General features: G+C 68.3%; 21 protein-coding genes. 16 read left to right on the top strand and 5 right to left on the bottom strand.

The genetic code is table 11. From position 1 onward, the window contains the following. The first annotated feature begins 48 nt into the window (after positions 1 to 48). The 3 genes from AZSP09_RS02830 to AZSP09_RS02820 all read left to right on the top strand — a co-directional run bounded on the left by AZSP09_RS02830 (position 49) and on the right by AZSP09_RS02820 (position 4,998). Positions 49 to 2,364: a cyanophycin metabolism-associated ABC transporter gene (locus tag AZSP09_RS02830; protein ID WP_442858684.1), complete on the top strand. Its 2,316-nt coding sequence runs from the start codon at positions 49 to 51 to the stop codon at positions 2,362 to 2,364. A 5-nt stretch (positions 2,365 to 2,369) separates the two neighbouring features. Then, positions 2,370 to 2,840: a cyanophycin metabolism-associated DUF1854 family protein gene (locus AZSP09_RS02825; protein ID WP_014237781.1), complete on the top strand. Its 471-nt coding sequence runs from the start codon at positions 2,370 to 2,372 to the stop codon at positions 2,838 to 2,840. A gap of 271 nt (positions 2,841 to 3,111) precedes the next feature. Then, the gene (locus AZSP09_RS02820; protein ID WP_152089113.1) at positions 3,112 to 4,998 is read left to right on the top strand and encodes a peptidase U32 family protein; all 1,887 of its coding nucleotides are present in this window, start codon (positions 3,112 to 3,114) and stop codon (positions 4,996 to 4,998) included. Between the two features lie 110 nt (positions 4,999 to 5,108). Here the strand turns inward: AZSP09_RS02820 and AZSP09_RS02815 are convergent, their stop codons facing one another. Beyond that, a complete protein-coding gene (locus AZSP09_RS02815) occupies positions 5,109 to 5,309 on the bottom strand; it encodes a SlyX family protein (protein ID WP_014237783.1) in 201 nt (66 codons plus the stop codon). 89 nt (positions 5,310 to 5,398) lie between these two features. On the opposite strand from AZSP09_RS02815, the gene AZSP09_RS02810 reads away from it, so the two are divergent. The 7 genes from AZSP09_RS02810 (at position 5,399) to AZSP09_RS02780 (ending at position 11,515) form a co-directional block, all read left to right on the top strand. Continuing rightward, complete coding sequence (locus AZSP09_RS02810) at positions 5,399 to 6,013, top strand: YitT family protein (protein WP_014237784.1); 615 nt, start codon at positions 5,399 to 5,401, stop codon at positions 6,011 to 6,013. 3 nt (positions 6,014 to 6,016) lie between these two features. Beyond that, complete coding sequence (locus tag AZSP09_RS02805) at positions 6,017 to 6,823, top strand: fused MFS/spermidine synthase (protein ID WP_152089112.1); 807 nt, start codon at positions 6,017 to 6,019, stop codon at positions 6,821 to 6,823. Between the two features lie 211 nt (positions 6,824 to 7,034). Continuing rightward, positions 7,035 to 8,051, top strand: coding sequence for a class I SAM-dependent rRNA methyltransferase (locus AZSP09_RS02800; RefSeq protein WP_130458589.1), 1,017 nt, complete (start codon positions 7,035 to 7,037; stop codon positions 8,049 to 8,051). A gap of 284 nt (positions 8,052 to 8,335) precedes the next feature. Further along, positions 8,336 to 9,934, top strand: coding sequence for a pseudouridine synthase (locus tag AZSP09_RS20210; RefSeq protein ID WP_152089111.1), 1,599 nt, complete (start codon positions 8,336 to 8,338; stop codon positions 9,932 to 9,934). A gap of 350 nt (positions 9,935 to 10,284) precedes the next feature. Beyond that, positions 10,285 to 10,545: a translation initiation factor IF-1 gene (gene infA, locus AZSP09_RS02790; RefSeq protein ID WP_014237788.1), complete on the top strand. Its 261-nt coding sequence runs from the start codon at positions 10,285 to 10,287 to the stop codon at positions 10,543 to 10,545. 79 nt (positions 10,546 to 10,624) lie between these two features. Continuing rightward, complete coding sequence (locus tag AZSP09_RS02785) at positions 10,625 to 10,807, top strand: hypothetical protein (RefSeq protein ID WP_043798298.1); 183 nt, start codon at positions 10,625 to 10,627, stop codon at positions 10,805 to 10,807. A gap of 162 nt (positions 10,808 to 10,969) precedes the next feature. After that, positions 10,970 to 11,515 (top strand): DUF3617 domain-containing protein, encoded by a 546-nt coding sequence (locus tag AZSP09_RS02780; protein WP_152089110.1) that lies wholly within the window; start codon positions 10,970 to 10,972, stop codon positions 11,513 to 11,515. Between the two features lie 65 nt (positions 11,516 to 11,580). On the opposite strand, the gene ylqF is transcribed toward AZSP09_RS02780, so the two are convergent. Next, on the bottom strand, positions 11,581 to 12,495 hold the full coding sequence (gene ylqF / locus AZSP09_RS02775; protein WP_130458592.1) for a ribosome biogenesis GTPase YlqF: 915 nt from the start codon (positions 12,493 to 12,495) through the stop codon (positions 11,581 to 11,583). A gap of 142 nt (positions 12,496 to 12,637) precedes the next feature. Here ylqF and AZSP09_RS02770 point away from each other — a divergent pair, with 142 nt between their 5' ends. Further along, on the top strand, positions 12,638 to 12,889 hold the full coding sequence (locus AZSP09_RS02770) for a hypothetical protein (RefSeq protein WP_152089109.1): 252 nt from the start codon (positions 12,638 to 12,640) through the stop codon (positions 12,887 to 12,889). A gap of 4 nt (positions 12,890 to 12,893) precedes the next feature. Here AZSP09_RS02770 and AZSP09_RS02765 read toward each other — a convergent pair whose 3' ends face one another. Continuing rightward, positions 12,894 to 13,643, bottom strand: coding sequence for an MgtC/SapB family protein (locus tag AZSP09_RS02765; RefSeq protein ID WP_152089108.1), 750 nt, complete (start codon positions 13,641 to 13,643; stop codon positions 12,894 to 12,896). A gap of 79 nt (positions 13,644 to 13,722) precedes the next feature. On the opposite strand from AZSP09_RS02765, the gene AZSP09_RS02760 reads away from it, so the two are divergent. The 5 genes from AZSP09_RS02760 (at position 13,723) to pbpC (ending at position 24,659) form a co-directional block, all read left to right on the top strand. Beyond that, complete coding sequence (locus AZSP09_RS02760) at positions 13,723 to 14,730, top strand: serine/threonine protein kinase (RefSeq protein WP_152089107.1); 1,008 nt, start codon at positions 13,723 to 13,725, stop codon at positions 14,728 to 14,730. A 67-nt stretch (positions 14,731 to 14,797) separates the two neighbouring features. Further along, entirely contained in the window at positions 14,798 to 15,184 is a 387-nt protein-coding gene (locus AZSP09_RS02755; RefSeq protein WP_152089106.1) for a glutaredoxin family protein, read from the top strand. Between the two features lie 116 nt (positions 15,185 to 15,300). Then, positions 15,301 to 16,410, top strand: coding sequence for a DUF748 domain-containing protein (locus AZSP09_RS02750; RefSeq protein ID WP_152089105.1), 1,110 nt, complete (start codon positions 15,301 to 15,303; stop codon positions 16,408 to 16,410). Positions 16,411 to 16,699: 289 nt separating this feature from the next. Then, positions 16,700 to 22,381, top strand: coding sequence for an alpha-2-macroglobulin family protein (locus AZSP09_RS02745; protein ID WP_172974683.1), 5,682 nt, complete (start codon positions 16,700 to 16,702; stop codon positions 22,379 to 22,381). Positions 22,382 to 22,388: 7 nt separating this feature from the next. Next, positions 22,389 to 24,659: a penicillin-binding protein 1C gene (pbpC, locus tag AZSP09_RS02740; RefSeq protein ID WP_152089103.1), complete on the top strand. Its 2,271-nt coding sequence runs from the start codon at positions 22,389 to 22,391 to the stop codon at positions 24,657 to 24,659. 92 nt (positions 24,660 to 24,751) lie between these two features. Here pbpC and AZSP09_RS02735 read toward each other — a convergent pair whose 3' ends face one another. Both AZSP09_RS02735 and AZSP09_RS02730 read right to left on the bottom strand, forming a co-directional pair. Further along, the gene (locus AZSP09_RS02735) at positions 24,752 to 25,297 is read right to left on the bottom strand and encodes a YaeQ family protein (RefSeq protein ID WP_014237799.1); all 546 of its coding nucleotides are present in this window, start codon (positions 25,295 to 25,297) and stop codon (positions 24,752 to 24,754) included. 209 nt (positions 25,298 to 25,506) lie between these two features. Further along, positions 25,507 to 25,968, bottom strand: a complete 462-nt coding sequence (locus AZSP09_RS02730) for a DUF4442 domain-containing protein (protein ID WP_014237800.1) — start codon at positions 25,966 to 25,968, stop codon at positions 25,507 to 25,509. Positions 25,969 to 26,010 lie beyond the last annotated feature (42 nt).

Here is a 26,010-nt window from a genome sequence, read left to right as displayed (position 1 = left end):
GTAAAATCAACGCGCAACTTTTCTTTTGGTTCACCGGCGGGTGCAAAAATTATTTCACAAAACGTAGAACCCTTACGGGAAATTTCCAAGCTGTCCTCCCAATCCGCATCCCTCACCACCACTCTGGAAGAGCTTCCCGGTGCCTGGCTGACGGAGTTGTCCGCCCTCCTGGGGCCGGACGAAACCATCCTGGCCCACCTGGAACTGGACCTGGACAAGACCCTGCGCTTTGCCCGGGGCCTGGTCCTGGTCACCGACCGCCAGCTCATCGCCCGCAGCGGCGAAGAGCCTGCCTGGCAGGCCTTTCCCTACCGGGCCGGCCTCCACCTGCAGCGTCGGGATCATGCCGGCGTGGCCAGCCTGGAGTTGGTGGACGAGCAGCGACAGCTGGCCCGCTGGCGCCACACCCTGGGCAAGGACACCAACGCCCGCCAGGTGCTGGACCACTTCGAGCAGCAGCGGGATGCCGCCGTCAGCGGCCAGCCCGTGGAAGCCCCGCCCGCCGCCATCTGCGCCCGCTGCGGCGCCCCCCTGGTGCCGGGCCAGGACGACTGCCCGAGCTGCGCCAAGGAGCTGTACACCCCACCCTCCACCTGGACCCTGTTCCGCCTGTGGCGCTTTGCCCGGCCCTACCGGGGCCAGCTGCTGGCCGGCTTCATCCTGACCCTGATCTCCACCGCCGCCACCCTGGTGGCGCCCTACATGACCATGCCCCTCATGGACGAGGTGCTGATCCCCTATCAGAACGGCCAGCCCCTGGACACCGGCAAGGTCTACTTCTATCTGGGCGGCCTGCTGGGTTCGGCCCTGCTGGCCTGGGGCCTGGGCTGGGCCAAGACCTACATCCTGGCCCTGGTGTCGGAGCGCCTCGGCGCTGACCTGCGCAGCCAGACCTACGAGCACCTGCTCAAGCTGTCCCTGGAATACTTCGGCGGCAAGCGCACCGGCGACCTGATGGCCCGCATCGGCAGTGAGTCGGACCGCATCTGCGTCTTCCTCTCCCTGTACCTGCTGGACTTCTTCACCGACGTGCTGATGATCACCATGACGGCGGTGATCCTGGTCTCCATCAATCCCTGGCTGGCGGCGGTGACCCTCATTCCCCTGCCCTTCATCGTCTGGCTCATCCATGTGGTGCGGGACAAGCTGCGCCACGGCTTCGAGCAGATCGACCGGGTCTGGTCCGGCGTCACCAGCGTGCTGGCCGACACCATCCCGGGCATCCGGGTGGTCAAGGCCTTCGCCCAGGAAAAGCGGGAAACCAGCCGTTTCAAGGACGCCAACCAGCGCAACCTGGAGGCCAATGACCGGGTGAACCGGCTGTGGTCCCTCTTCTCCCCCACCATCACCCTGCTCACGGAAGTGGGCCTGCTCATCGTCTGGGGCCTGGGTATCTGGCTGGTGACCAAGAACCAGGTGACCGTGGGCACCCTGGCTGCCTTCCTGGCCTACATCGGGCGCTTCTACACCCGCCTCGATTCCATGAGCCGCATCGTCTCCCACACCCAGAAGGCAGCTTCCGGCGCCAAGCGCATCTTCGACATCCTGGACCACGTTTCCAGCGTGCCGGAACCGGTCAAGCCCCAGCACCTGACCAAGGTGGAAGGCGGCATCACCGTGGAGCGGGTGGGCTTCCGCTACGGCAACCGCACCGTGCTGCGGGGCGTGGACCTGAAGATCAACCCGGGCGAGATGATCGGCCTGGTGGGCCACTCCGGCTCCGGCAAGAGCACCCTGGTGAACCTCATCTGCCGCTTCTACGATGTGGGCGAAGGGGCCATCTGCATCGACGGCGTGGACGTGCGCAACATTCCCGTGTCCGAATACCGCAAGCACATCGGCCTGGTGCTGCAGGAGCCCTTCCTCTTCTTCGGCACCATTGCCGAGAACATCGCCTACGGCAAGCCGGACGCCAGCCGGGAGGAAATCGTCGCCGCCGCCCGGGCCGCCCATGCCCACGAGTTCATCCTGCGCCTGCCCCACGGCTACGACTCCCTGGTGGGTGAACGGGGCCAGGCCCTCTCCGGCGGCGAGCGCCAGCGCATCTCCATCGCCCGGGCCCTGCTCATCGACCCCAAGATCCTGATCCTGGACGAAGCCACTTCCGCCGTGGATACGGAAACCGAACTGGAAATCCAGGGCGCCCTGGACAACCTGATCAAGGGCCGCACCACCATCGCCATCGCCCACCGCCTGTCCACCCTGCGCAAGGCCGACCGGCTGGTGGTCATGGATCGCGGCGTGGTGGTGGAAGAAGGCCAGCACGACGAACTGATCGCCAAGGAAGGCGCCTACTACCGCCTGTACACCGCCCAGACCAAGCAGCTCGACGAGCAGCTGGCCGAGCGTGAGAGCGAGGAATGAACGCCATGACGCCCTGCAATTTCACCCTGATTCGCAATCCCTTCGGCCAGCTGGTGTTCACCGGTGCCGAGGGCGACGTCCACGAAGGCGTGGTGCCGGTGCGCGCCTTCGGCATCACCGCCCCGGACGAGGGCCTGGCCCTGGTCAACGCCCACGGCAAGGAACTGCTGTGGATCGAGCGCCTGGCCGACCTGCCGGAAGGCCCGCGGCAACTGGTGGTCGAAGAACTGGCCAACCGGGAGTTCATGCCGGTCATCTCCCGCATCGTGCACGTCTCCAGCTTCGCCACCCCCAGCACCTGGGACGTGGAAACGGACCGGGGCAACGCCCGCCTGGTGCTCAAGGGCGAGGACGACATCCGCCGCCTCAACCAGCAGGCCCTGCTCATTTCCGACAGCCACGGCGTGCAGTACCTGATCCGCAACCGCCAGGCCCTGGACAAGCCCAGCCGCAAGTTTCTCGAACGTTTCCTGTAAGAACCTTTGCCACAGAGGGCACAGAGAACACAGAGAGCGAAAACCTGCTGGCTGGAGAGGTAATATTGGCGCCATTCTTCACCACTGCACCGCGAAGAATGGCGTCCCTCCTGCCTCTTCTGGCAGTGTCATTTCCAGCGGCCAGCTGAAATAATCTGAACTCCTGTCGCCTGCGGCGCACCAAGTAACGCCTGCCCGTACCCATGGCGTTACGGCTTTCCCGCTTTTACTCTGTGTTCTCTGTGCCCTCTGTGGCAAAAAAGATTCCCCCATGCCCCATCCCCTCGCCCACCCGCTTGAACTCCTCGCCCCCGCCAAGAATGCCGACTTCGGCATGGAAGCCATCGTCCACGGCGCCGACGCCGTCTATATCGGCGGCCCGGCCTTCGGCGCCCGGGCCAATGCGGGCAACAGCGTGGCCGACATCGCCCGCCTCAGCGAATTCGCCCACCGCTACAACGCCCGGGTACTGGTAGCCCTCAACACCATCCTCAAGGACGAGGAACTGGAGACGGCCCGCCGCATCGCCTGGGAATGCCACGACGCCGGCGCCGACGCCCTCATCATCCAGGACATGGGCCTGCTGCAGCTCGACCTGCCGCCGATCCAGCTCCACGCCAGCACCCAGACCGACATCCGTTCCGTGGACAAGGCCCGCTTCCTGCAGGACGTGGGCTTCTCCCAGATCGTCCTGGCCCGGGAGCTGGACCTGGAACAGGTCCGCCAGATTGCCGCCCAGACCGACATCGCCCTGGAGTTTTTCGTGCACGGCGCCCTCTGCGTCAGCTACAGCGGCCTGTGCAACATCAGCCACGCCCACACCGGCCGCAGCGCCAACCGGGGCGAATGCTCCCAGGCCTGCCGCCTGCCCTACGACCTGGAAAACGAGCAGGGCCAGATCATCGCCAGCGACAAGCACCTGCTCTCCATGAAGGACAACGACCAGAGCGCCAACCTGCTGGCCCTGGCCCAGGCCGGCATCAGCTCCTTCAAGATCGAAGGCCGGCTGAAGGACCTCTCCTACGTCAAGAACATCACCGCCCACTACCGCACCCTGCTGGACGGCATCCTGGCGCAGCATCCCCAATTCACCCGTTCCTCCGCCGGCCGCAGCACCTTCTTCTTCACCCCCCAGCCGGAAAAGACCTTCAACCGGGGCGCCACCGACTACTTTGTGCACGGCCGGGGCCACAGCGAAGTGGGCGCCTTCGACACCCCCGCCTTCTCCGGCCCGGCCATCGGCAAGGTGAGCCGCCTGGGCAAGGGCTGGTTCGAGGTCGAGACGGCGGAAGCCCTGCACAACGGCGACGGCCTCTCCTATTTCGACGGTCACGGCGAACTGGTGGGCCTGCGCCTCAATACGGCGGATAAGGTGGGCGCGGCCTGGCGCTGCACGCCCAACGAAGTGCCGGCGGACCTGGCCGTGGGCACCGCCATCCACCGCAACCGGGACCAGGAATTCGAACGCATCCTGGAAAAGAAGTCGGCGGAACGCCGGGTGGGCATCAGCATGGTCTTCGCCGAAAGCGGCGACGGCTTCGCCCTGACCCTGACCGACGAAACCGGCGTAGCCGTCAGCGTGCCCCTGGCCCACGCCCGGGAAGCCGCCCAGAACGGCGAACGGGCCCTGGCCGGCCTCCGGGAAAACCTGGCCAAGCTGGGCAACACCCTGTACGTGGCCGACGGGGTGGAGCTGCAGCTGTCCCAGCCCTGGTTCCTGCCCGCCGGCGCCATCAACGCCCTGCGCCGGGAAGCGGTGGCCGCTCTGGATGCGGCCCGGGCCGCCGCCTACCAGCGCCCGCCCCGGGCCAAACCGGTGGAACCGCCGGCCCTCTACCCGGAAGTGGAACTGACCTACCTGGGCAATGTGTACAACCGCAAGGCCCGGGAGTTCTACCTCAAGCACGGGGTGGAACTGATCGCCGCGGCCTACGAGGCGGACGAGGAAAAGGGCGCCGTTTCCCTGATGATCACCAAGCACTGCCTGCGCCACAGCTTCAACCTGTGCCCCAAGGAAGTGAAGGGCTTAAAGCCCGATCCCCTGACCCTGGTGAACAACGGCGAGCGCCTGACCCTGAAGTTCGACTGCGTGAAGTGCGAAATGCACGTGGTGGGCAAGATGCGCAAGAACCGCAGCATCCAGCTCATGCCCCACTGAGTGGGGGAAAAACCTTTAGCCACAGAGGGCACAGAGAACACAGAGGTAAACCAACGACTTGGCATTACTCTTCTCTGTGTTCCCTGTGCCCTCTGTGGCAAAAAAGTAGCTCAATAATGAGGCGGAATCTCGTCCTGCAGGGTGCGCTTTTCTTCCGGCAGGCTGGCCAGCATCTGCTGCCGCAGGGCCCGCAGGTCGTGCTGCAGTTGTTCGATCAGCTGCTGCTGGCGGAAGACGGTGCGGTTCAGTTCGTCGATGGCATCGTCGGCAAAGCTGAGCTTGATTTCCAGTTCGTTCAGACGCTCTTCCATGGCGGTTCCCGGTCGTTGAGTGAGGGCGGATTCTACGCCTGCCGCCCCATGGCTTACACTACGCCCCTCACGCCTGCTCCCACCCTGCCTTGACTACCCAGCCCCCCGCCCCGCCCCGCCACAGCCTCTTCGAAGACCTCCAGGCCCTCCTGGTGGCGCCCCTGGTGGTCGCTTTCGCCGTGCTGCTGTTCCGCCATGCCGGTCTCCTCACCGGCGGCACCACCGGCCTCGCCTTCCTCGCCCATTACGGCCTCGATCTGCCGTTCGGCCCCGCCTTCTTCCTCATCAACCTGCCCTTCTACTTCTTCTCGGTGCGGGCCCTGGGCTGGAACTTCACCCTCAAGACCTTCATCGCCGTGGCCCTGCTCTCCCTCTATACGGAGCTGCTGCCGGCCCACGTCGCCTTCGCCAGCCTGGAGCCGGTCTTTGCCGCCCTCATGGGGGGCTTTCTCACCGGCATCGGCCTGCTCATGCTGGTGCGCCACCGGGCCAGCCTCGGCGGCCTCGGCGTCATGGCCGTGTATCTGCAGGAGCGGCGCGGCTGGCGCGCCGGCCACGTGCAGATGGCCGCCGACGTGGCCATCCTTTCGGCTGCCCTGCTGGTGCGGGACCCCTACCACGTGCTGCTCTCCATCCTCGGCGCCGTCGCCCTCAACTTCGTCATCGCCGTCAATCACCGCCCCGGCCGCTACGCCGGCACCTGACCCATGGCCCGGGACGACGACTACGAACTGCGCCAGAGCGTGCCGCCCGAGCGCCTCAGCGGCCGCCCCTACCTCAAGGACGAGGCGGACGAACTGGCCCTCCACTTCGACTTCCGCACGGTGCAGAGCACCATGTCCAAGGCCGACCCCACGGCCCTCACCCTGGGCTACACCCGCTCCATGATGGGCTTCCTCCTGCTCCATCCGGAGCCGGCCCGCATCGCCATGATCGGCCTGGGGGGCGGCTCCCTGGCCAAGTACTGCCTGCAGCGCCTGCCCGGGGTGGACTTCACTGCGGTGGAAATCGACCCGGCGGTGATCGCCCTGCGTGACGAGTTCCGCCTGCCGCCGGACGGCGACAATTTTCGCGTCGTCTGCGCCGACGGGGCCGACTACATCCGGGCCATGGAGGACAGCGTGGACGTGCTGCTCATCGACGGCTTCTGCCTCGACGGTCTGCCGCGCCAGCTCTGCACCACCGCCTTCTACGACTACTGCTACGCCCGCCTCAAGCCCGGCGGCGTCATGGTGGTGAACCTGTGGGCCGGCGACGACCTGCTGCAGCTCTACCTGGGCCGCCTGCGCCAGTGCTTCGACGGCCGGGTGCTGCTGATCGACGCCCAGGAGGAAGGCAACCAGATCGCCTTCGCCTGCAAGCAGGAGGACTTTCCCCCGTCCCTGGAGCAGCTGCGCAGTCGCAGCAACGAGCTGGCCCCCGCCCACCCCATCGACCTGCCGGACACCGCCGCCCGCCTGCGCCGGGCCCTGGAAGGCCGGCGCAAGCAGCGGGGCCGCGGCCGCCCCGCCTGAACCTCGGCAAGAGGCCGCAGCGGTGGCCAAGCTGCTGTTTCCACGGCACTGTTTGCAGCGATAGGCCAGCACCGCGGCAGGCCTTCCGCTACAATGCCGGCCTGCCCGTCGTCGGGGCCGGCCGCCGGGCACCAGCCCGCCGCCGCTCCGCCGCACCCCTGCCGACCGCCGCCCGGGCGCCGGCCTCCCCCTCAGCAGCACCGGAGTCCCCATGTCAGACCTGCTCAGCGACCGCCTGGCCGCCGCCTATTCCGCCCGCAGCGAACTGCTGCCCCAGCTGCACGCCGAAGGCACCAATGCCTACCGCCTCTTCCACGGCAGCGTCGAAGGCCGCTCCGGCCTCACCGTGGACCGCTACGGCGACCTGCTGCTGGTGCAGAGCTTCCACACGCCCCTGGAAGCCGGCGAACTGGCCGAACTGGAAGCCTTCTACGCCGGCGTCCTGCCCGGCCTGGACTGCATCTACAACGACCGCAGCCGCGCCAATTCCCGCATCGCCAACGATCTGCCGCCGGAAAAGGTGGAACCGGCCCACCGCCCGCGGCAGTTCAGCGAACTGGGCGTCAATTACCTGATCCAGGCCCGCCACGCCGGCCAGGACCCCTGGCTGTTCCTGGACCTGCGGGCCGGCCGCCGCCGCATCATGCAGGAAGCCGTCGGCAAGTCCGTGCTCAATCTCTTCGCCTACACCTGCGGCGTCGGCATCGCCGCCGCCAAGGCCGGTGCCGCCTTCGTCGTCAATGTGGATTTCGCCGAAAGCAGCCTGGCCGTGGGCAAGAGCAACGCCGCCCTCAACGAACTCAATCACCGGCCCCGCTTCATCAAGAGCGACGTCTTCCCCGCCATCCGCCAGCTGGCCGGCATCGGCCAGCCCAAGATGGTGCGAGGCAAGCGCATGCCCCCCTTCATCGAACTGGAGCCCCGCCAGTTCGACCTGGTGTTCCTCGACCCCCCCCGCTACGCCAAGAGCCCCTTTGGCGTGGTGGACCTGGTGAACGACTACCCGGCCCTGTTCAAGCCGGCCCTGCTGGCCACCGCCGAAGGCGGCACCCTGGTCTGCTGCAACAACGTGGCCGAAGTGCAGCGCGACGCCTGGCTCGACCAGCTGCAGCGCAGCGCCCGCAAGGCCGGCCGGGAAGTGCGGGCGGCCGAATGGATTCTCCCCGAGGCCGACTTCCCCAGCCCGGACGGCCAGCCGCCCCTGAAGACGGTGCTGCTGCGGGTCTGACCTCCGTCCGCCGGCCAAGCCGGAAAAAAGCGGCGCTCCTCCGGGAGTGCCGCTTTTTATATGGATGGGGCCGACACGGCGCTGCCGGCACTCGTCCAACGGCGCCAGGGCACCATGCGGCAAAACCTGCGGCCACGCTGGCCGCCCCACTTGGCGACGCACCACCGGCATTGCCGCTGCCACGACTCCCCCCGCGCCGCACGGCGGCAGGCGGCGACGTTTTCCCGCTTGGGATGCCCCACTTGGCGTACACTGCGAGGCCTGAAGATTTCCACGGCCCCACCATGACCCGCTCCACCCTCAAACTGCCGAGTAAAAAAGCCGGCGACGCCAGCAGCGAACCCTCCCGCGATCCGGCACGCAAGCCCATCCGCGGCGGCAACCGCGCCACCCGCAACCAGCCCCGGGCGGAAACCCCGGCCCGGGACGAGGCCCCCCGCCGCTCCGCACCGCGCAGTGAAGAGTCACCCCGCCGCCGCAGCGAAGGCGAACAGCCGCGCCGGGAAGGCAGCGACCATGCCCGTCCGCCGCGGCGCAGCGACGCCCCCGGCAAGCCGGCCTACGGCCGCGATGGTCGTGATAGCCGCAATGACCGGAATGGTGAAGCACCGCGCCGCCCCCGCCGGGAAGACGGCGAACGCCCCTATGGCGACCGGGACCGCCCGGCCCGGGGCAAGCCCGCCGGCCGCGATGAGCGGCCGCCGCGCCAGGCCGATGGCCGCCCACCCCGGCGCAGCGATGGGCCCGCCAAGCCCGCCTACGCCCGCGACGGCCGGGATGGGGATGCCCCCCGTGGGCCCCGCACCCCCCGCCGCGAGGACGGCGAGCGCAGCTACGGCGAACGCAAGCCCGCCGCCCCTTTCGGCAAGCCCCGCAGTGAGGACGGTCGCCCGCCCCGGCGTGGCGACGCCCCCGCCCGTCCGGCCTACGCCCGGGACGGTGAACGGGCGGAGCGCCCCCGCCGCGAAGGCGGCGAACGGACCTACGGCGACCGGGAACGGCCCTTCCGCGGCAAGCCGGCGGGCGATTTCGCCAAACCGGCCCGCCGTTTCGACGACGCCCCCCGCCGTCCCGCGCCGCGGCGCGACGATGCCGCCACGGGCGAGCGCTCCGCCGCTACCCGGCCGCCCCGGGGCGACCGCGGCAATCCCAGCGAACTGCCGCGCCTGTCCAAGGTGATGTCGGAGCAGGGCCTGTGTTCCCGCCGCGAAGCGGACGAATGGATCGAGGCCGGCTGGGTCAAGGTGGACGGCAAGGTGGTGAGCGAACTGGGTTCCCGCATCGTGCCCACGGCCCGCATCGAGGTCGATCCGGAAGCCCGCAAGCACCAGGCGGAAAGCGTCACCATCATCCTGCACAAGCCCATCGGCTACGTCTCCGGCCAGGCCGAGGACGGCTACGAGCCCGCCGTGGTCCTGGTCCAGCCGGAAAACCGCTGGGAAGAGGACAAGGGCGGCACCCGCTTCAAGAGCGCCCACCTGCGCCGCCTGGCCCCTGCCGGCCGGCTCGACATCGACTCCACCGGCATGCTGGTGCTGACCCAGGACGGCCGCGTGGCCAAGCGCCTGATCGGCGAAGACTCCACCGTGGAAAAGGAATACCTGGTGCGGGTCGAGGGCGAACTGATCGAAAACGGCCTGGCCCTGCTCAACCACGGCCTCAGCCTGGATGGCGTCAAGCTCAAGCCGGCCCACGTCTCCTGGCAGAACGAGGAGCAGCTGCGCTTCGTCCTGCGCGAGGGCCGCAAGCGCCAGATCCGCCGCATGTGCGAGCTGGTGGGTCTGAAGGTGGTGGGCCTGAAGCGCATCCGCATCGGCAGCGTGGTCCTCGGCAAGCTGCCGCCGGGCCAGTGGCGCTACCTGCGCAGCGACGAGAAGTTCTAGCCCCCTCCCCCTTTTCCCCGGGGATGTAAAGATATTCCGACGTCCCCGGGGGAAATGCAGTACACTGCTGCACCTTGGCCGAATAGCATCACCTCGGCCAACGTGATGCCCCCTCTGCCCTCAAGCCCTCCGCCCTTGCGGTACCCTCGGCGCCCTGCGCCCCGAGTCATCCCCAGATGCATTCGTGCTTGTTGCCGGCCACGCCCCAGGCGCTGCCCCGGAACTACGTCCAGAAGAGATCGCATCAGCCCCCGGCCGGCTTGCGCCATGTGTTTGTGCGCCCGGCTCTGATCCACCTCGCGCTGTTCCGCCTGTCCGACAGGAATGGGGCAGACCAAACGGAGAACTGAATGTCCAAGGAAGAAGCCCTCGAATTTGAAGGCACCGTCATGGAAGTGCTGCCCGAATCCCGCTATCGCGTCACCCTGGCCAACGGCGTGGAAATCCTCGCCTACGGTTCAGGCAAAATGAAAATGCACCGCATCAAGGTGCTCATGGGTGACAAGGTCACCGTGGAAATGTCCCCCTACGACCTGACCAAGGGTCGCATCACCTTCCGCCACCTCGGCGAAGGTGCCCGGGGCCCCGCCCCCGCACGCCGCCGCCGCTAGGCGCGCCACGGCACCCTGCGCCATCCCCGCCGACGCGGAACTTCGCAGGGTGCTGATCAACTCAAGGAAACAAAGCTTAGTGAAAGTAAAAGAACTCATGCCGGGCGACCGGATTGTCGACTTCTGCAAGGGAGACGACGAGCATTACGAAGTCATCGCAGTACGCCCCCTGGGCCACCGTTTTGAAGTCACCTTCCGCTCCCACCGGGGCGAGGCCTCTGCCCACTACAACGGCAACGCCTACATCTCCGCCTTCCGCTGAGGCCGGCGCCGCCGTCCTCCCAGCGCCACCCGCTGCGGCGCTCCTTTCCTGTAATACCTGCCTGAAAACCTGCCCCGTAGCAACGGGCAGTTTTGCTACACTCGACGCCACCGGATAACCGTTCCGGCGTTGCAGAGTCCCCTTTCAGGCAAAGGAGCCGCCATGCCCTCTCCCTTCCGTCATCCCCTGGTCCTGGCCGTCTGCTCCGTCCTCGCCGGCAGCCTGTCCCTTTCCGCCTGGTCCGCCGAGCTGCCCAAGCGCAAGTCGGGTCTGTGGGAAATCCACACCCAGATCGTCGGCGCCCCCAGCCCCGGCCCCATGAAGATGTGCGTGGACGCCAACACGGACAACCTGATGCAGGAGCAGCCCGGCCAGAAGCCGGACTGTAGCGCCATGGACGTCAAGCAGAGCGGCAACAAGGTCACCATCCATACCGTCTGCCGCATGGACAAGACCACGGTGACCACCGATGGCGTCCTCACCGGGGATTTCTCCAGCGGCTACAAGAGCGACATGACCATGCGTTACAGCCCGCCGCTGCAGGGCATGAAGGAAACCAGGATGACCCAGGAGACCCGTTGGCTGGGCCCCTGCGCCAAGGGCCAGAAACCGGGCGACATCATCATGCCCAACATGGGCACCTTCAACCCGGCGGAGATGATGAAGGATCCCCGCTTCAAGGAAATGATGCAGCAGCATCAGCACTAGCCCGGCGAAGCGGGCGCAAAAAAAAAGGCCTGTCGCTGACAGGCCTTTTTTTCTGGTGGCGGCTGTTATTCGTCCGCGCCCGGCGCCTCTTCCGGCGGCGCCAGTTGGCCCGCGGCAGCAGCCTGCAGCAGGGCGGCCCGGCTCTCCGGCGTCTCCAGGCTGATGCGGCCCAGGGTGCCGTTGCGGTAGTCGTTGAGCAGGATCAGGGAGGCCTTCTCCAGGTCCAGCTCGCCGGCCCGGCCCTTGATGATGCAGCCCCGCTTGCGGGCCACGGTTTCCACCACGCCCACCGCATCGGTCTCGGCCGCCTTGAGGCCGTAGCGGGCCTCCAGGCATTGGGGATAGCGCTGCAACAGCAGTTCCGCCAGATACACCCCCACCTCCTCGTCAATGTAGGCATTGGGGCCGACGGCATGACTGGCGGCCAGCATCAGACCGTCGCTGGCCAGCTCGATCTTGGGCCACATCAGGCCCGGGGTATCGACGATGGACAGGCGCGGGCCCAGATCCATGCGCTGCTGCTGCTTGGTCACCGCCGGCTGGTCGCCGACCGCCGCCACCTTGCGCTTGACCAGGGCGTTGAGCAGGGTGGACTTGCCCACGTTGGGGATGCCCATGATCATCAGCCGCAGGGGCTTGACGTTGCTGTTGCGGTGGGGCGCCAGGGTCTGGGCCAGGGCCGGGATGCGGGCCACCTCGCCGGGCTTCTTGCAGGAGATGGCCACGGCCTTCACGTCGGGCTGCTGCTTGTAGTAGTCGAGCCAGGCCTGGGTCACGGCCGGGTCGGCCAGGTCGGACTTGTTCAACAGCTTGAGGCAGGGCCGCTGGCGGTGCTTGCGCAGTTCCTCGATCATGGGGTTGCGGCTGGCTTCGGGCAGACGGGCGTCGAGCACTTCGATCACCACGTCGGCGAACTCCATGGTTTCGGCGGCCTTCTTGCGGGCCGAGGTCATATGGCCGGGGAACCACTGTATTGTCATGTCTTGCCTGAAATCTCAAATAGGATGCGACGGGAAGGGGCGTCGGACGCCGGGAAAATCCCGCGAAAGGCCGCCATTATCGCAGGAGTTGGGCGCCCCATCCGTTACAATCGCCCACTTTCAGCCAAATATCCGTTCCGCCATGGCCACTCCCCCCCTCAAAGCGCAAAAAGTCTTCGCCCTGATGCAGGTCATCGGCGGCTTCATCGCCGCCCTGGTGCTGGGCTACTCCACCATGAACAACCTGACCCCGGGCCAGATGAGCGGCACCCAGCTGCTGCTGGCCGGCCTCACCCTGGCGGCCCTGGCCTACGCCGGCTATTTCACCCAGAAGCTGGGCAAGCTGGTGGAACAGGGCAAGGCGGAAAAGGCCGGGAGCGACACCGGCAAGTAGGGACTCAGTTGCGGGCGTGGGAGAGCTTGAAGCTGTCCACGCCCTCGAAGCTGGCCAGTTCCTCCGCCAGCTGGGTGATGGGCGTGCCGTTGGCCTTGCCCAGGGATACGGCGACGAAGCGCCATTCGGCCTGGCCGGCATCGTAGCCGATGGCAAAACTGCCCGGCGCCAGTTCGTAACCCCGCGTCAGGGCGGCCCGGGCCAGCACATCCTGGCGCGGCGTGAAGCCGGCCCGGAAACGCATGGTGATGGCCACCGCCTGCCGCGACGGCAGCCAGCCCTCCAGCCGGGACACCAGCATCATGCAGGTGGCCGACAACAGGGCCAGCAGGATGGCCGCCGCGTAGAACCCAACTCCCACCAGGATGCCGATGGCCGACGAGGCCCAGATGGAGGCCGCCGTGGTCAGGCCGCTGATGGTGAAGCCCTCGCGCATGATGACCCCGGCACCGAGAAAGCCGATGCCGGTGACGATGCCCTGGATCACCCGGGTGGGATCGGTGGCCGCGGGCTGCAATCCCTGGCCGCCATACCAGTAGCCGGGATAGCCGATGATCACCACCAGGGCCGCCGAGGCCATGCAGACCAGGCCGTAGGTGCGCATGCCGGCGGCCCGACCGTGGTAGGAGCGCTCGTAGCCGACGATGAAACCCAGCAGCAAAGCCCCCAACAGGTTGACGAAGACCAGCAGGTTGGTGGCCACCTCGTCGGCGGACCAGTAGATTTTCAGCGCATCGGGACTCAGGGGAGACATGGCGGACTCCTTATGGGGCGCGGCTCTCGGGGCGGCCGGTTACAATGGGCCCATTCTACGCGCAAAGCCGGACCCCACCATGCCCGAAACCCAAGCCCCGCCGCCCTACGCCAGCCTGACCCCGGACGCGGTGCTCGACGCCCTGGAAAGCCTGGGCCTGCTGCCGGACGGCCGCCAGCTGGCCCTCAACAGCTACGAAAACCGGGTGTACCAGCTGTGGCTGGACGAGCCCCTGGCCGGCCACAACATTGTCGTCGCCAAGTTCTACCGCCCGGGCCGCTGGAGTGATGGCGCCATCCTGGAAGAACACGCCTTCACCCGGGAACTGGCGGAGCGGGAAATTCCCGTGGTCGCCCCCCTGGAGATCGGCGGCCGCACCCTGCACCACTGCGGCGAACACCGGCTGGCCCTGTTCCCCCGCCGCGGCGGCCGGGCACCGGAATTGTCGGACCCGGACACCCTGGAATGGCTGGGCCGCTTCATCGCCCGCATCCACGCCGTCGGCGCCCTCGCCCCCTACCGGGAGCGGCCGGCCCTGACCTTGCACAGCTTCGGCGAGGAGCCCCGGGACTTCCTCCTGGCCGGCGGCTTCGTTCCGCCGGAACTGAAAAACGCCTGGGAAGGCACGGTGAACGTGGCCCTGGACGGCGCCCGCCGCTGCTTCGAACGGGCCGGCGACGTCGCCAGCCTGCGCCTGCACGGCGACTGCCACATGGGCAACGTGCTGTGGACCGATGCCGGCCCCCATTTCGTGGACTTCGACGACAGCCGCACGGGCCCGGCCATCCAGGACCTGTGGATGCTTCTCTCCGGCGACCGCCGGGAACAGCAGCGGCAGCTGGATGACGTGCTGGCCGGCTACCGGGACTTCATGGACTTCGATCCCCGGGAACTGCATCTGGTGGAGGCCCTGCGCACCCTGCGCCTGGTCCATTACAGCGCCTGGCTGGCCCGCCGCTGGAACGACCCGGCCTTTCCCGCCGCCTTCCCCTGGTTCGGCAGCCAGCGCTACTGGGAAGAACGCATCCTGGAACTGAAAGAACAGATCGCCCTGATGGACGAGGGGCCCCTGGAACTGTTCGGCTAAGGGGCTTGCGCACACCCACCGCCGCCATGACGTTAGACTGACAGCCTCGTCACCCAAAGCCTTCCCCATGCCCAAGCTGTTCCTCATCCTGATCCTGGCCGGCGCCGTCCACCTGGGCTGGCGTCACTATGCCGGCACCGATGTCGCGGGGGCCGCCACAGTTGCGTCCGGCACCTCACCCAGTCTCGACGAACTGCAGGCCCTGGCCCGCAGCGTCGGCCCCGGCGAAGTGGTGATGTACACCACCAGCGAATGCCCCTACAGCGCCCAGGCCCGCTCCTGGCTGAGCCAGTACGGATTTGCCTACACCGACTGCAACATGAGCATCGACCGCCACTGCGAGCAGGAAATGCAGAGCTATGGCGGCAACGGCGTGCCCTACCTGATCGTGCGCGGCCACCACATGAAGGACGGCTTCGACAGCGACGAATTCATCGCCGCCCTCAGGCGCTGAAGCCGCGACCCCGCACCAGGCCGCCCCATCCCGGCTTTATGCCGCCAGGGTGGCGGTGCTATCCTCGCCATCGACCATCTACCATCTCCCTCGCCCTCCTCGTACCGACTGCTGCCATGACCCGACTCAAGCGCTGGCTCTCCGCCCTCCTCATCCTCGCCGTCACCCTGATCGTGCTCGCCGTCGCCGGCCTCCAGGTTGGCACCCGGCTGCTCAAGGACCAGGTGCAGCAGGCCCTGGGGCCCGACAGCGAAGTGGGGGAAATCCGCCTCGGCTGGAGCGAGGTGGAAATCCTCAAGCTGCGCCTCAAGGCCCCCGCAGGCTGGCCGGCAGCCGACACCCTGCGGGCCGAGCGCATCGTCGTCAGTCCCGACCTGCGCAGCCTGCTGGGCCAGCCCATCCGGGTGTCCTCCATCCGCATCGAAGGCGCCTATGTCTCGGCCCTGCGCAGCGCCGACGGCAAGATGCGGGTGGTGCCTAACCTGCTGGAACATCCGGCGCCGGCGGAGCAGGCCGAGAAGACGCCGCCGCCCCGGGTGCACCTGGGCCGCATCGAACTGACCGGCGCCGTGCTGGAATTTTTCGACGCCACGGTGCGCAAGCCTGCCCTGAAAATCCGCCTGGAACAGCTCGACGCCACGGTGCAGGACATCCAGCTGCCCGACCTTGCCGGCCGCACCCGGCTGGCCCTGGACGGCGTGCTGAAGGGCGTGCGCCAGGACGGCCGCATCAGCATCAAGGGCTGGATGGACCTGGCCACCCGGGATTCGGACATCACCAGCACCTTCCGCCAGGTGGACCTGGTGGCCCTCCAGCCCTATCTGGTGAAGGCTGCCGAAACCGGCGTCAAGAAGGGCAGCCTGGACCTGGACCTGCACTCCGTGGTCAAGGAGCAGCGCCTCAGGGCCCCGGGCAATCTGGTGCTGAACCAGCTGGAACTGGATAGCAACGGCAGCACCTTCATGGGCATGCCGCGCCAGGCGGTGCTCGGCCTATTGAAGGACAAGAACGGCCGCATCGACATCAAGTTCGTCCTCGAGGGCAACCTGAAGGACCCCCAGTTCCATCTCAACGAAAGCTTCGCCACCAAGGTCGGCGCCTCCATCGCCGACACCTTCGGCATCAGCTTCGAAGGCCTGGCCAAGGGCGTCGGTACCGTGGGCCAGAAAACCGTGGAAGCCGCCGAAGGCGTCGGCAAAGCCATCAAGGGGCTGTTCGGCAAGTAGCAGCGGGGAACAGGCGCTCTGCGAACAGACGGCGACCGCAGCGCCGGTGGCGCCGGCAGGATCCGGCATGGAATGGAGCGCCCTCACGCCGCCCTTTCCTCCGCTTTGCCACAACCGACCTGGGGGCGACGACGCCCGGCGGGTCGCCGCTGCTCTCGACCCGGCTACGCCCACGACAGAGACCGATACTTTCCCTCTGCCTCGCTTGGCATGCCAATTCGCGACTCACGATCGAAGCGATCGTCATAAAATGCGACATTCCCCAGCCACCTGCCCCAAAGGCTCGCCCATGAAAAAACTGGCCCTGCTTGTCTGTAGCCTGTCCCTGACCGGTCTGGTCTCCGCCGCCACCGTGCAGCAGTTCCAGCCCCAGGGCAAGGTCGCAGACCAGACCCGCATCACGGCCCGCTTCAGCGCCGACATGGTGAAGCTGGGAGAGGCCACGGCGGCCGCGCCCTTCGAAGTGGATTGCGCCCGCATCTCCGGCGAAGGCCGCTGGGTGGATGCCCGCACCTGGGCCTGGCAACTGGCACGCGCCCTGCAACCCGGCGAACGCTGCGTCTTCACGGTCAAATCCCAACAGATTGCCCTGAGCGGGGAGAGCATCGGCGGCAAAACCCGTTTCGAGCTGTTCGGCGCCCCTCCCCGGCCCTGGCGCATCGTCCCTTCCCCCGGCAGCGCCATCGACGAGGAACAGGCTTTCGTCATCAACGGCGGCGGCGAGCTGGATGCCCGCTCCCTGGAAAACAATCTTTGGTGCGAAGCCGACGGTGTCGGCCAGCGCCTGCCGGCCCGGCCGGTGGCGGCCAAGGTGCGCCAGGAGGTGCTGCAACGGGTGGGCAATACGGGCGCCGCGCCCCTGGTGGTGACCTGCAGCGAACGCCTGCCCGCCGGCAGCCGGGCCCGCCTGGTCTGGGGGGCCGGCATCCGTGCCGCCAACGGCACGCCGACGGAAAAGGAGGAAAGCTTCGTCTACAAGGTGCGGGAGCCCTTCAAGGCCACCTTCTCCTGCGAGCGGGAAAAGGCCGGCGCACCCTGCTCCCCCCTCTCGGGCCTCAGCCTCCAGTTCAATGCCCCTTTCGATGCCAAGCAGATCGGCCAGTTCGCCCTGGTCACCCCGGAGGGCAAGCGCAAGCCCCAGGACCCCAACCAGAACAGCAGCAGCAAGAGCGACACCCTGCAACCCCTCAGCTTCCCCGGCCCCCTGCCCCAGAATGCCGAGCTGACCCTGGAAATCCCCGCCGGGCTGAAAGATGACGCGGGCCGCCCCCTGGCCAACGCCGCCAGCTTCCCCCTCAAACTGCGTACCGGCGGGCTGCCGCCCCTGGCCAAGTTTCCCGGCGCCTTCGGCATCGTCGAGCTGCAGGAAGGCGGGCTGCTCCCGGTCACCCTGCGCAACGTGGAGGCCAGCCTGAAGACCGCCGGGCTGACCCTGCCGGGCCGGCACCGCTTCAGCCAGCAGCGCCTGACGGAAGATGCGGACGTGATTGCCGCCATGCTGGCCCTGGAGAAGTTCGAGCAGCAGAGCCGCAAGGTCCGCCTGAAGGTGGATGGGGAATGGCGGGAACTGATCGACCCCTACTACGCCCGGGAGCTTTCCTTCCTCCAGGGCCGGGCCGGCGTCGCCCGCCAGGAGTTGCCCAAGCCCGGCGGCAGCAGCGAGTTCGAGGTGATCGGCGTACCCCTGCAGAAACCCGGCTACCACATCGTCGAAATCGAAAGCCAGCTGCTGGGCCAGGCCCTGCTGGCAACGCCCAAGCCCATGTACGTGCGGGCCGCGGCCCTGGTCACCAACCTGGCGGTGCATCTGAAGACGGGACGGGACAACGGCCTGGTCTGGGTCACCGCCCTGGACAGCGGCAAGCCGGTGGCCGGCGCCGAGGTGCGCATTTCCGGCTGCAACGGCCGGTCTCTCTGGCAAGGCAGCACCGATGCCCAGGGTCGGGCCCGGGTGGATCAGGCCCTGCAAGCGCCCTACTGCCGGGATACCCAGTTCCTCTTTGCCAGCGCCCGCCTCAACGGCGACTACAGCTTCGTCCGCTCCGACTGGAACGAAGGCATCGAACCCTGGCGCTTCGGCGTGGAAACCTGGGGCGAGAGGGGCGACTTCAAGATCCACTCCGTGCTCGACCGCACCCTCTTCCGCCCCGGCCAGACCCTCTCCATGAAGCACCTGGCCCGCAGCCGCAACAGCCGGGGCTTTGCCATTCCGGCAGCGGAGGAGCTGCCCACCCGCCTGGTCATCCGCCACGGCGAGAGCGGCACCGAGTATCCCCAGCCCCTGAGCTGGGATGCCCAGGGCGCCGCCACCAGCAGCTGGAAGGTGCCGGACTCGGCCAAGCTGGGCAACTACGAAATCGTGCTCTCCGGCGGCAAGCGGGGCGAGCAGTACACCGGGGAATTCCGGGTCGCCGACTTCCGCCTGCCGGTGTTCACCGGCAGCGTGCAGGGCGTGCCGGCCCGCCAGGTGGCGCCGGGCAAGGTGCCCCTGGCCCTCGGCCTGTCCTTCCTCAACGGCGGCGCAGCCAAGCGGGCGGAAGTCCAGGTCTCGGCCACCCTGCGCCCGCGCTGGCCGGTGTACAAGAACTTCGAGGCCTACAACTTCCACATCGATTTCGATGCCGCTGCCCTGGCCGCCTTCAAGGTGGAGGCCAACCGGGAACAGGAAACCCTCATTCTCGATCGCCAGGCCGTGACCCTGGACCAGGCCGGCGCCGGCAAGCTGGAGGTGGTGCTGCCTGCCAAGCCCAAGGGCCCCAGCGAGGTCTATGCGGAAATGACCTTCGCCGACCCCAACGGGGAAATCCAGACCCTGCGGGGCCAGGTGGAACTGTGGCCGGCCAATGTGGCGGTGGGCATCAAGGTGGCGGACTGGGCCTCCGGCAACGGCAAGAACCGCATCGAAGTGGCGGTGCTGGATATCCAGGGCAAGCCCGTGGCGGGCCAGGCGGTGAGCGTCAAGGCCAAGCGGCGGGTGGATTACAGCCACCGCCGGCGCATCGTCGGCGGTTTCTACGCCTACGAGAACCAGCAGGAATACCAGGACATGGGCGAAGTCTGCGCCGGTACCACGGACAGCCGGGGCCTGCTGCTGTGCGAGCCCAAGGCCGGCGAGCCGGGGGCCATCCACCTGCTGGCCGAAACCCGGGACAGCCAGGGCAACGTGGCCCGGGCCAGCACCAGCTACTGGGTCAGCGGCGGCGGCGACCTGTGGTTCACCGCCGGCAACCAGGACCGCATCGACGTCATTCCCGAAAAGCGCAGCTACCAGCCCGGGGAGACGGCCCGCTTCCAGGTGCGTACGCCCTTCCGGGAAGCCACCGCCCTGGTTTCCGTGGAGGCGGGCGGCATCATCGACACCTTCGTGCAGCCCCTTTCCCGCTTCAAGCCCACCGTGGAAATCCCGGTCAAACCCGAATGGGGGCCGAATGTCTATGTCTCCGTGCTCGCCGTGCGGGGCCGGGTGGAGCCCCTGAAATGGACCAGCTTCTTCCAGTGGGGCTGGCGCGAGCCCCTGGCCTGGTTCAAGGAATGGTGGCACCCGGAGCAGCCCACCGCCATGGTGGACCTGGCCAAGCCGGCCTACCGCCTGGGCCTGGGGGAAATCGCCGTGGACAACGACGGCTTCCGCCTCAAGGTGGAGGTGAGCAGCGACAAGAGCGACTACCGGCCCCGGGAAGAGGCCACGGTGAAAATCCGCGTCACCACGCCGGACGGCAAGCCGGCCCCCGCCGGCAGCGAGGTGGCTTTTGCCGCGGTGGACCAGGCCCTGCTGGAACTGCGCCCCAACGACAGCTGGGACCTGCTGCAGGCCTTCCTGCAAAAGCGGGCCTATCAGGTGGAAACCGCCACCGCCCAATCCCAGGTCATCGGCAAGCGCCATTTCGGCAAGAAGGCCCTGCCCCCCGGCGGCGGCGGCGGCCGCGCCCCGGCCCGGGAACTGTTCGACACCCTGCTCAGCTGGCAGCCCCGGGTCAATCTGGACGCCAACGGCAGCGCCACCCTCAAGGTGGCGATGAACGATTCCCTCAGCGAATTCCGCCTGGTGGGTGTGGCCACGGCCGGGGCCGGCCTGTTCGGCAGCGGCAGCAGCAGCGTGCGCACCCGGCAGGACCTACAGATCATCTCCGGCCTGCCGCCTCTGGTGCGGGAAGGCGACCATTTCAAGGCCCTGGTCACCCTGCGCAACGGCACCGCCCGCCAGATGACGGTGCGCCTCCAGGCCCGCCATGGCAGCCAGAACCTGCCCGAACGCCAGGTCGTCCTGGCCGCCGAAGGGGCCGCCGAACTCAGCTGGGAGACGGACGCCCCCGATGGTGCCAGCCACCAGGACTGGGAATTCACCGCCAAAGAAGAAGGCGGCAAGGCCCAGGACGCCCTGAAGATTACCCAGCAGGTCGCCCCCGCCGTGCCGGTGACGGTGCAGCAGGCCACCTTCACCCGGGTCGACGGCAAGTACGAGGTCGGCGTCAGTCCGCCGGCCGGCGCCCTGCCCGGCAAGGGCGGGCTGGAGATCAGCCTGTCGCCCAAGCTGGCGGTGCCGCCGCCGGGCCTGCGCCGCTTCTTCGAGGAGTACCCCTTCTCCTGCCTAGAACAGAAGACCTCCATCGCCGTCGGCCTCAACGACGCCCGGCGCTGGCAGGCCGTGGCCGACAGCCTGCCCGGCATGCTGGACAGCAACGGCCTGGCCGGCTATTTCCCCGGCACCCCGGGCAGCGCCACCCTGACGGCCTATCTGCTCGACCTCACCACCCTGGCCGGCTTCGCCGTGCCAGAGGAGAGCAAGCGGCGCATGGTGCAGGGCCTCACCGCCTACGCCGAAGGCCGCCTGCGCACCGGAGAATGGGCACCTGCCAGCTACGGCGACCCGCTGCTGCTGCGCCGCCTCAACGCCCTGCAGGCCCTGGGCCGGCAAGGCGTGCAACTGCCGCGCACGGTGGCGGCCCTGGAGGTGGATCCCCTGCGCCTGCCCACGGCGGCCCTCATCGACTGGTATCTGGTGCTGCAGCGCACCGCCGACCTGCCCCAGCGCAGCAAGCGCCTGGCCGAGGCCCAGCAGGAACTGCGCAACCGCCTCTCCTACACCGGCGGCCGCCTGACCTTCACCACGGAACGGGAAGACTACTGGTGGTGGATGATGCTCAACGCCGACGCCAACGCCTTCCGCCTCATCGAGGCCATGCTCGACAACCCGGCCTGGCAGGAGGACCTGCCGCGCCTGGTGCAGGGCGCCATGGAGCGCCAGGTGCGGGGCCGCTGGCTGACCACCACGGCCAATGCCTGGGCCCGGGTCACCCTGGACCGCTTCGCCCGCAAGTTCGAGCGGGAGCCGGTGGCCGGCAAGACCGTGGCCACCCTGGCCAAGGCCGGCGCCGAGGTGGACTGGCGCCAGGCCGGTGCCGCCCAGCCCGCCCCCCTGGCCCTGCCCTGGCCCAATCCGGCAGGCAAGGAGGACAAGCTGCAACTGAGCCACCAGGGCAGCGGCAAGCCCTGGGCCACCGTACAGGTGCTGGCGGCCGTGGCCGACGGCCCGGCCCGGGCCATGGGCTACCGCATCAGCCGCAAGGTGGCGCCGCTACAGGAGAAGACCCCGGGCAAGGTCAGCCGCGGCGACCTGTGGCGCGTGACCCTGACGGTGGATGCGGAACAGGACATGACCTGGGTGGCCCTGAGCGACCCCATTCCCGCCGGTGCCCGCATCCTTGGCGACGGCGACGGACGGGACAGCGCCATCGGCACCCTGGATGAGAACCGGGACTCGCACGGCCTGCGGCCCAGCTACGTGGAGCGCAGCTTCAGCGCCTTCCGGGCCTATTACCAGTGGCTGCCCAAGGGCCGCTTCGTCCTGGAATACACCCTGCGCCTCAACAACAGCGGCGACTTCGCCCTGCCGCCGACCCGGGTGGAAGCCCTCTACGCCCCCGACGTGTTCGGCGAAGTGCCCAACAGCCGGATCAAGGTTGGCGACTAGACCGGCCGTGCCGCGCTCTTCAGGCTTTGGGGAGCCCCGCCCGCCGCTGCGGCGACGGGCGCTGCTCCCCACCCTGGCCCTGCTTCTGGGGCTGGCCGCGCCTGCCGCCCAGGCCCTGCCGGACTACGCCCAGGTGCGCCGGGAATACCGGGCCTCCGACGCCACCCTGCTGGCCCGGGACGGACAGGTGCTGCAGAGCCTGCGCCTGGACCGCAACGTCCGGCGCCGGGCCTGGACACCCCTGGCGGAAATCTCCCCGGCCCTGGTGCGGGCCGTCATCGTCTCCGAAGACCGGCGCTTCATGGAGCATGACGGCGTAGACTGGCGCGCCGCCGGCAAGGCCGCCTGGAGCAACTTCTGGGGCAGCCGCACCCGGGGCGCCAGCACCCTGACCATGCAGCTGGCCGGCCTGCTGGAGGAGGACGGGCAGCGCCGGGGCCGCCGCTCCTTCCTCGACAAGCTCGGCCAGTCCATGGCGGCGGGACGCCTGGAGCGCACCTGGAACAAGCGCCAGATCATCGAGGCCTATCTCAACCTGGTGCCCTTCCGGGGCGAACTGCAGGGCGTCGGCGCCATGAGCCAGGAGCTGTTCGGCAAGTGGCCCCACGGCCTGGACGAGCGGGAATCCGCCCTGGCTGCAGCCCTGCTGCGCTCCCCCAATGCCTCCCCCGCCGTGGTGGCCCGCCGGGCCTGCCGTCTGCTGGCGGAAATGGGCCAGGAACAGGAATGCAGCGACGCCCAGGCCTTCGCCGCCTATGTGGACTACGCCCTCAGCGGCGCCCAGCGCACGCGCCAGGCCCCCGCCCCCCAACTGGCGCCCCACCTGGCCCGCAAGCTGCTGGAGCACCCCGGCCAGGCCCTGCGTTCCAGCCTGGATGCTGACCTGCAGCAGTTCGCCAGCCACGCCCTGCGGCGCCACCTCCATGCCCTGCGGCAGCAGAACGTGGAAGACGGCGCGGTGCTGGTGCTGGACAACGCCAGCGGCGAAATCCTGGCTTGGGTCGGCTCCAGCGGCGACCTCTCGGAGGCGGCGGAAGTGGATGGGGTCACCGCCCTGCGCCAGGCCGGCTCCACCCTCAAGCCCTTTCTCTACGCCCTGGCCTTCGAACAGCGGGCCCTGACGCCCGCCTCCCTCATCGAAGATGCGCCTTTGGCCCTGGATACGGGCAACGGCCTCTACGCTCCCCAGAACTACGAGCCCCATTACCAGGGCTGGGTCTCGGTGCGGCGCGCCCTGGCCGGCTCCCTCAACGTGCCGGCGGTGCGCACCCTGGTGCGCCTGGGGCCCGAGCCCTTCCGCCGCAAGCTGTTGCAGGCCGGCCTGGCCAGCCTCAACCAGGATGGCGACTGGTACGGCTACAGCCTGGCCCTGGGCTCGGCGGATATTTCCCTGCTGATGCTGGCCAACGGCTACCGCAGCCTGGCCAACGGCGGCCGCTGGAGCCCCCTGCGGGCCGTGCCTGCCACCGCTGTCGGCAGCAATGGCAAGGCCCAGCCCATTCCCTGCCGCCGCGAAGGCTGTGCCGGGGTTTTCAGCGACGTGCCCCGCCCGGCCTTCACCGCGGCAGCGGCCTTCCTGGTGGGAGACATCCTGGCCGACCGCAATGCCCGGGCCTCCACCTTCGGCCTGGAATCCTGGCTCGCCACGCCCTACTGGAGCGCGGTCAAGACCGGCACCAGCAAGGACATGCGGGACAACTGGTGCGCCGGTTATTCCCGCCGCTACACCGTGGCGGTGTGGGTGGGCAATGCCGGCGGCAGCCCCATGCACGACGTTTCCGGCATCAGCGGCGCGGCGCCGGTGTGGCGGGAGGTCATGGACTGGCTGCACCGGGGCGATCCGGCCCGGGCCCGGCCACCCCAATCCAGCCGGCCGCCGCCGGCCCCCGCCGGCGTGGTGCGCCAGAGCATCCGCTTCGAGCCGGCCCGGGAACCGGCCCGCCAGGAGTGGTTCCTCGCCGGCACGGAACAGACGCTCATCCGCCAGGCCGGCGGCCAGGCCCTGGGCCGCATCGCCTACCCGGCCGACGGCACCATCCTGGCCCTGGACCCGGACATTCCGCCCAGCCGGCAACGCATCGAACTGCGCCTGAGCGGCCCCGCCGCCCCGGGCTGGCACTGGCAACTCGACGGCAAGCGGCTGGCTGCGGCCCAGCCGGCGCCCCGCTGGCTGCCCCAGCCTGGCCGCCACCGCCTGCAGCTGGTGGATGCCCGGCAGCGGGTGATCGACGAGGCCGCTTTCGAAGTCCGGGCCCTGAAAGGGAAAAGCCGGCGCTGACGCTGCCGGGCAGAGGAAGCCCTGGCCCCCATGAAAAGGGGCGAAAAAAAGGCCGGTGGTCCCGGCCTTTTTTCATTTCCTGCAAATCCCGTTCATTCCTTGTACAGCCACTTCACCGGCTCGATATTCACCGTGCCCTTGTCGCAGCCGACCAGGACATGGCCGTCCTGGATGGTGCAGGAGAGGCGCATGGTGCGGTCGGCCAGTTCGGCCAGGGCGCGGCTCTGGGCTTCGGGGATGAACAGCACGGTGAGCTTTTCCTGGCGCTCCACCTTGCTGGCCAGCTGGGACCACCAGATTTCCGCCGCCCGACCGCCGTAGGCCATGACCAGCACCTGGGCAGAACGGGAGAGGCCCTTCTTGATGCGCTTTTCGTCCGGCAGGCCCACTTCGATCCACTGCTCGATGGCTTCGGTGTAGTCCTTGCGCCACAGGTCCGGCTCGTCGTCGTCGGAGAGGCCCTTGCAGAAGGCCAGACGCTCGTCGGCGTTGAGGGCGAAGGCCAGCAGGCGCACCATCATGCGCTCGTCGGTTTCCGACGGGTGCCGGGCCAGGGTCAGGGAATAATCGGCGTAGTGGTGCCGGTCCATGTCGGCGACGCTGAGGTCGGCCTTGAATACGGTGGATTTGAGAGCCATAGGGCGGGCATTTTACCCGCACTTGGGACAACGGCGGGGGCCGTGGCGCCGCTCATGGCGCCTCAGGGCCGCGGCGGCCGGGTAATGCCGGGGCCTGCTGCCTTGCAGGGCACTGCCCCGGAAGGCAACAGGGACGGGCATGAGCGGCATGCCTACCCGGAGAATGGCGTCCTTCCTGCCTCCCGGGCCGGCTACCGTTCAGCCGCCTTTCAGCCCTCGCCCCGGGCCCGCCGCTTGCGCCGCACGTAGACGGTCTTGTGCACCCGGGCCACCACCTGCCCGGCCTCGTCCACCACGTCGATGTGGAACTCGGGCAGGTATTTGTCGCCGCCGGCGGTGCGGGCCACGATCTCCTCCAGGGTGGCGTCGTCCACCTTGAACAGGGCCTTGACCACGCCCTTGCCCGGAGCCACGAAGTCGATCACGGCCCGCTGGTCCCACACCAGGTAGTCCTTGCCCAGGCGCTGCATGAGCAGCAGCATGTACCAGGGATCGGTCATGGCGAAAAGGCTGCCGCCGAAATGGGTGCCGACGTAATTGCGGTTGTACCAGCGCAGGCGCAGTTCCACTTCCGCCTCCCGGTAGTCGGGGGCGATGCGGGGGCTGCGGATGCCGGTGAACAGGAAGGGCGGCCACAGGTTGATGAGGCGGCGGAAGGTGCTGGCTTTCATGAATCTCTCGTCGGGAAAGGGGATGGGCAATGGCCGACCGGG

Origin of the sequence: Azospira sp. I09, assembly GCF_009177135.1 — a bacterium.
GTDB classification, from domain to species: domain Bacteria; phylum Pseudomonadota; class Gammaproteobacteria; order Burkholderiales; family Rhodocyclaceae; genus Azospira; species Azospira oryzae.
This window is presented reverse-complemented; position numbering and strand designations above follow the sequence as displayed.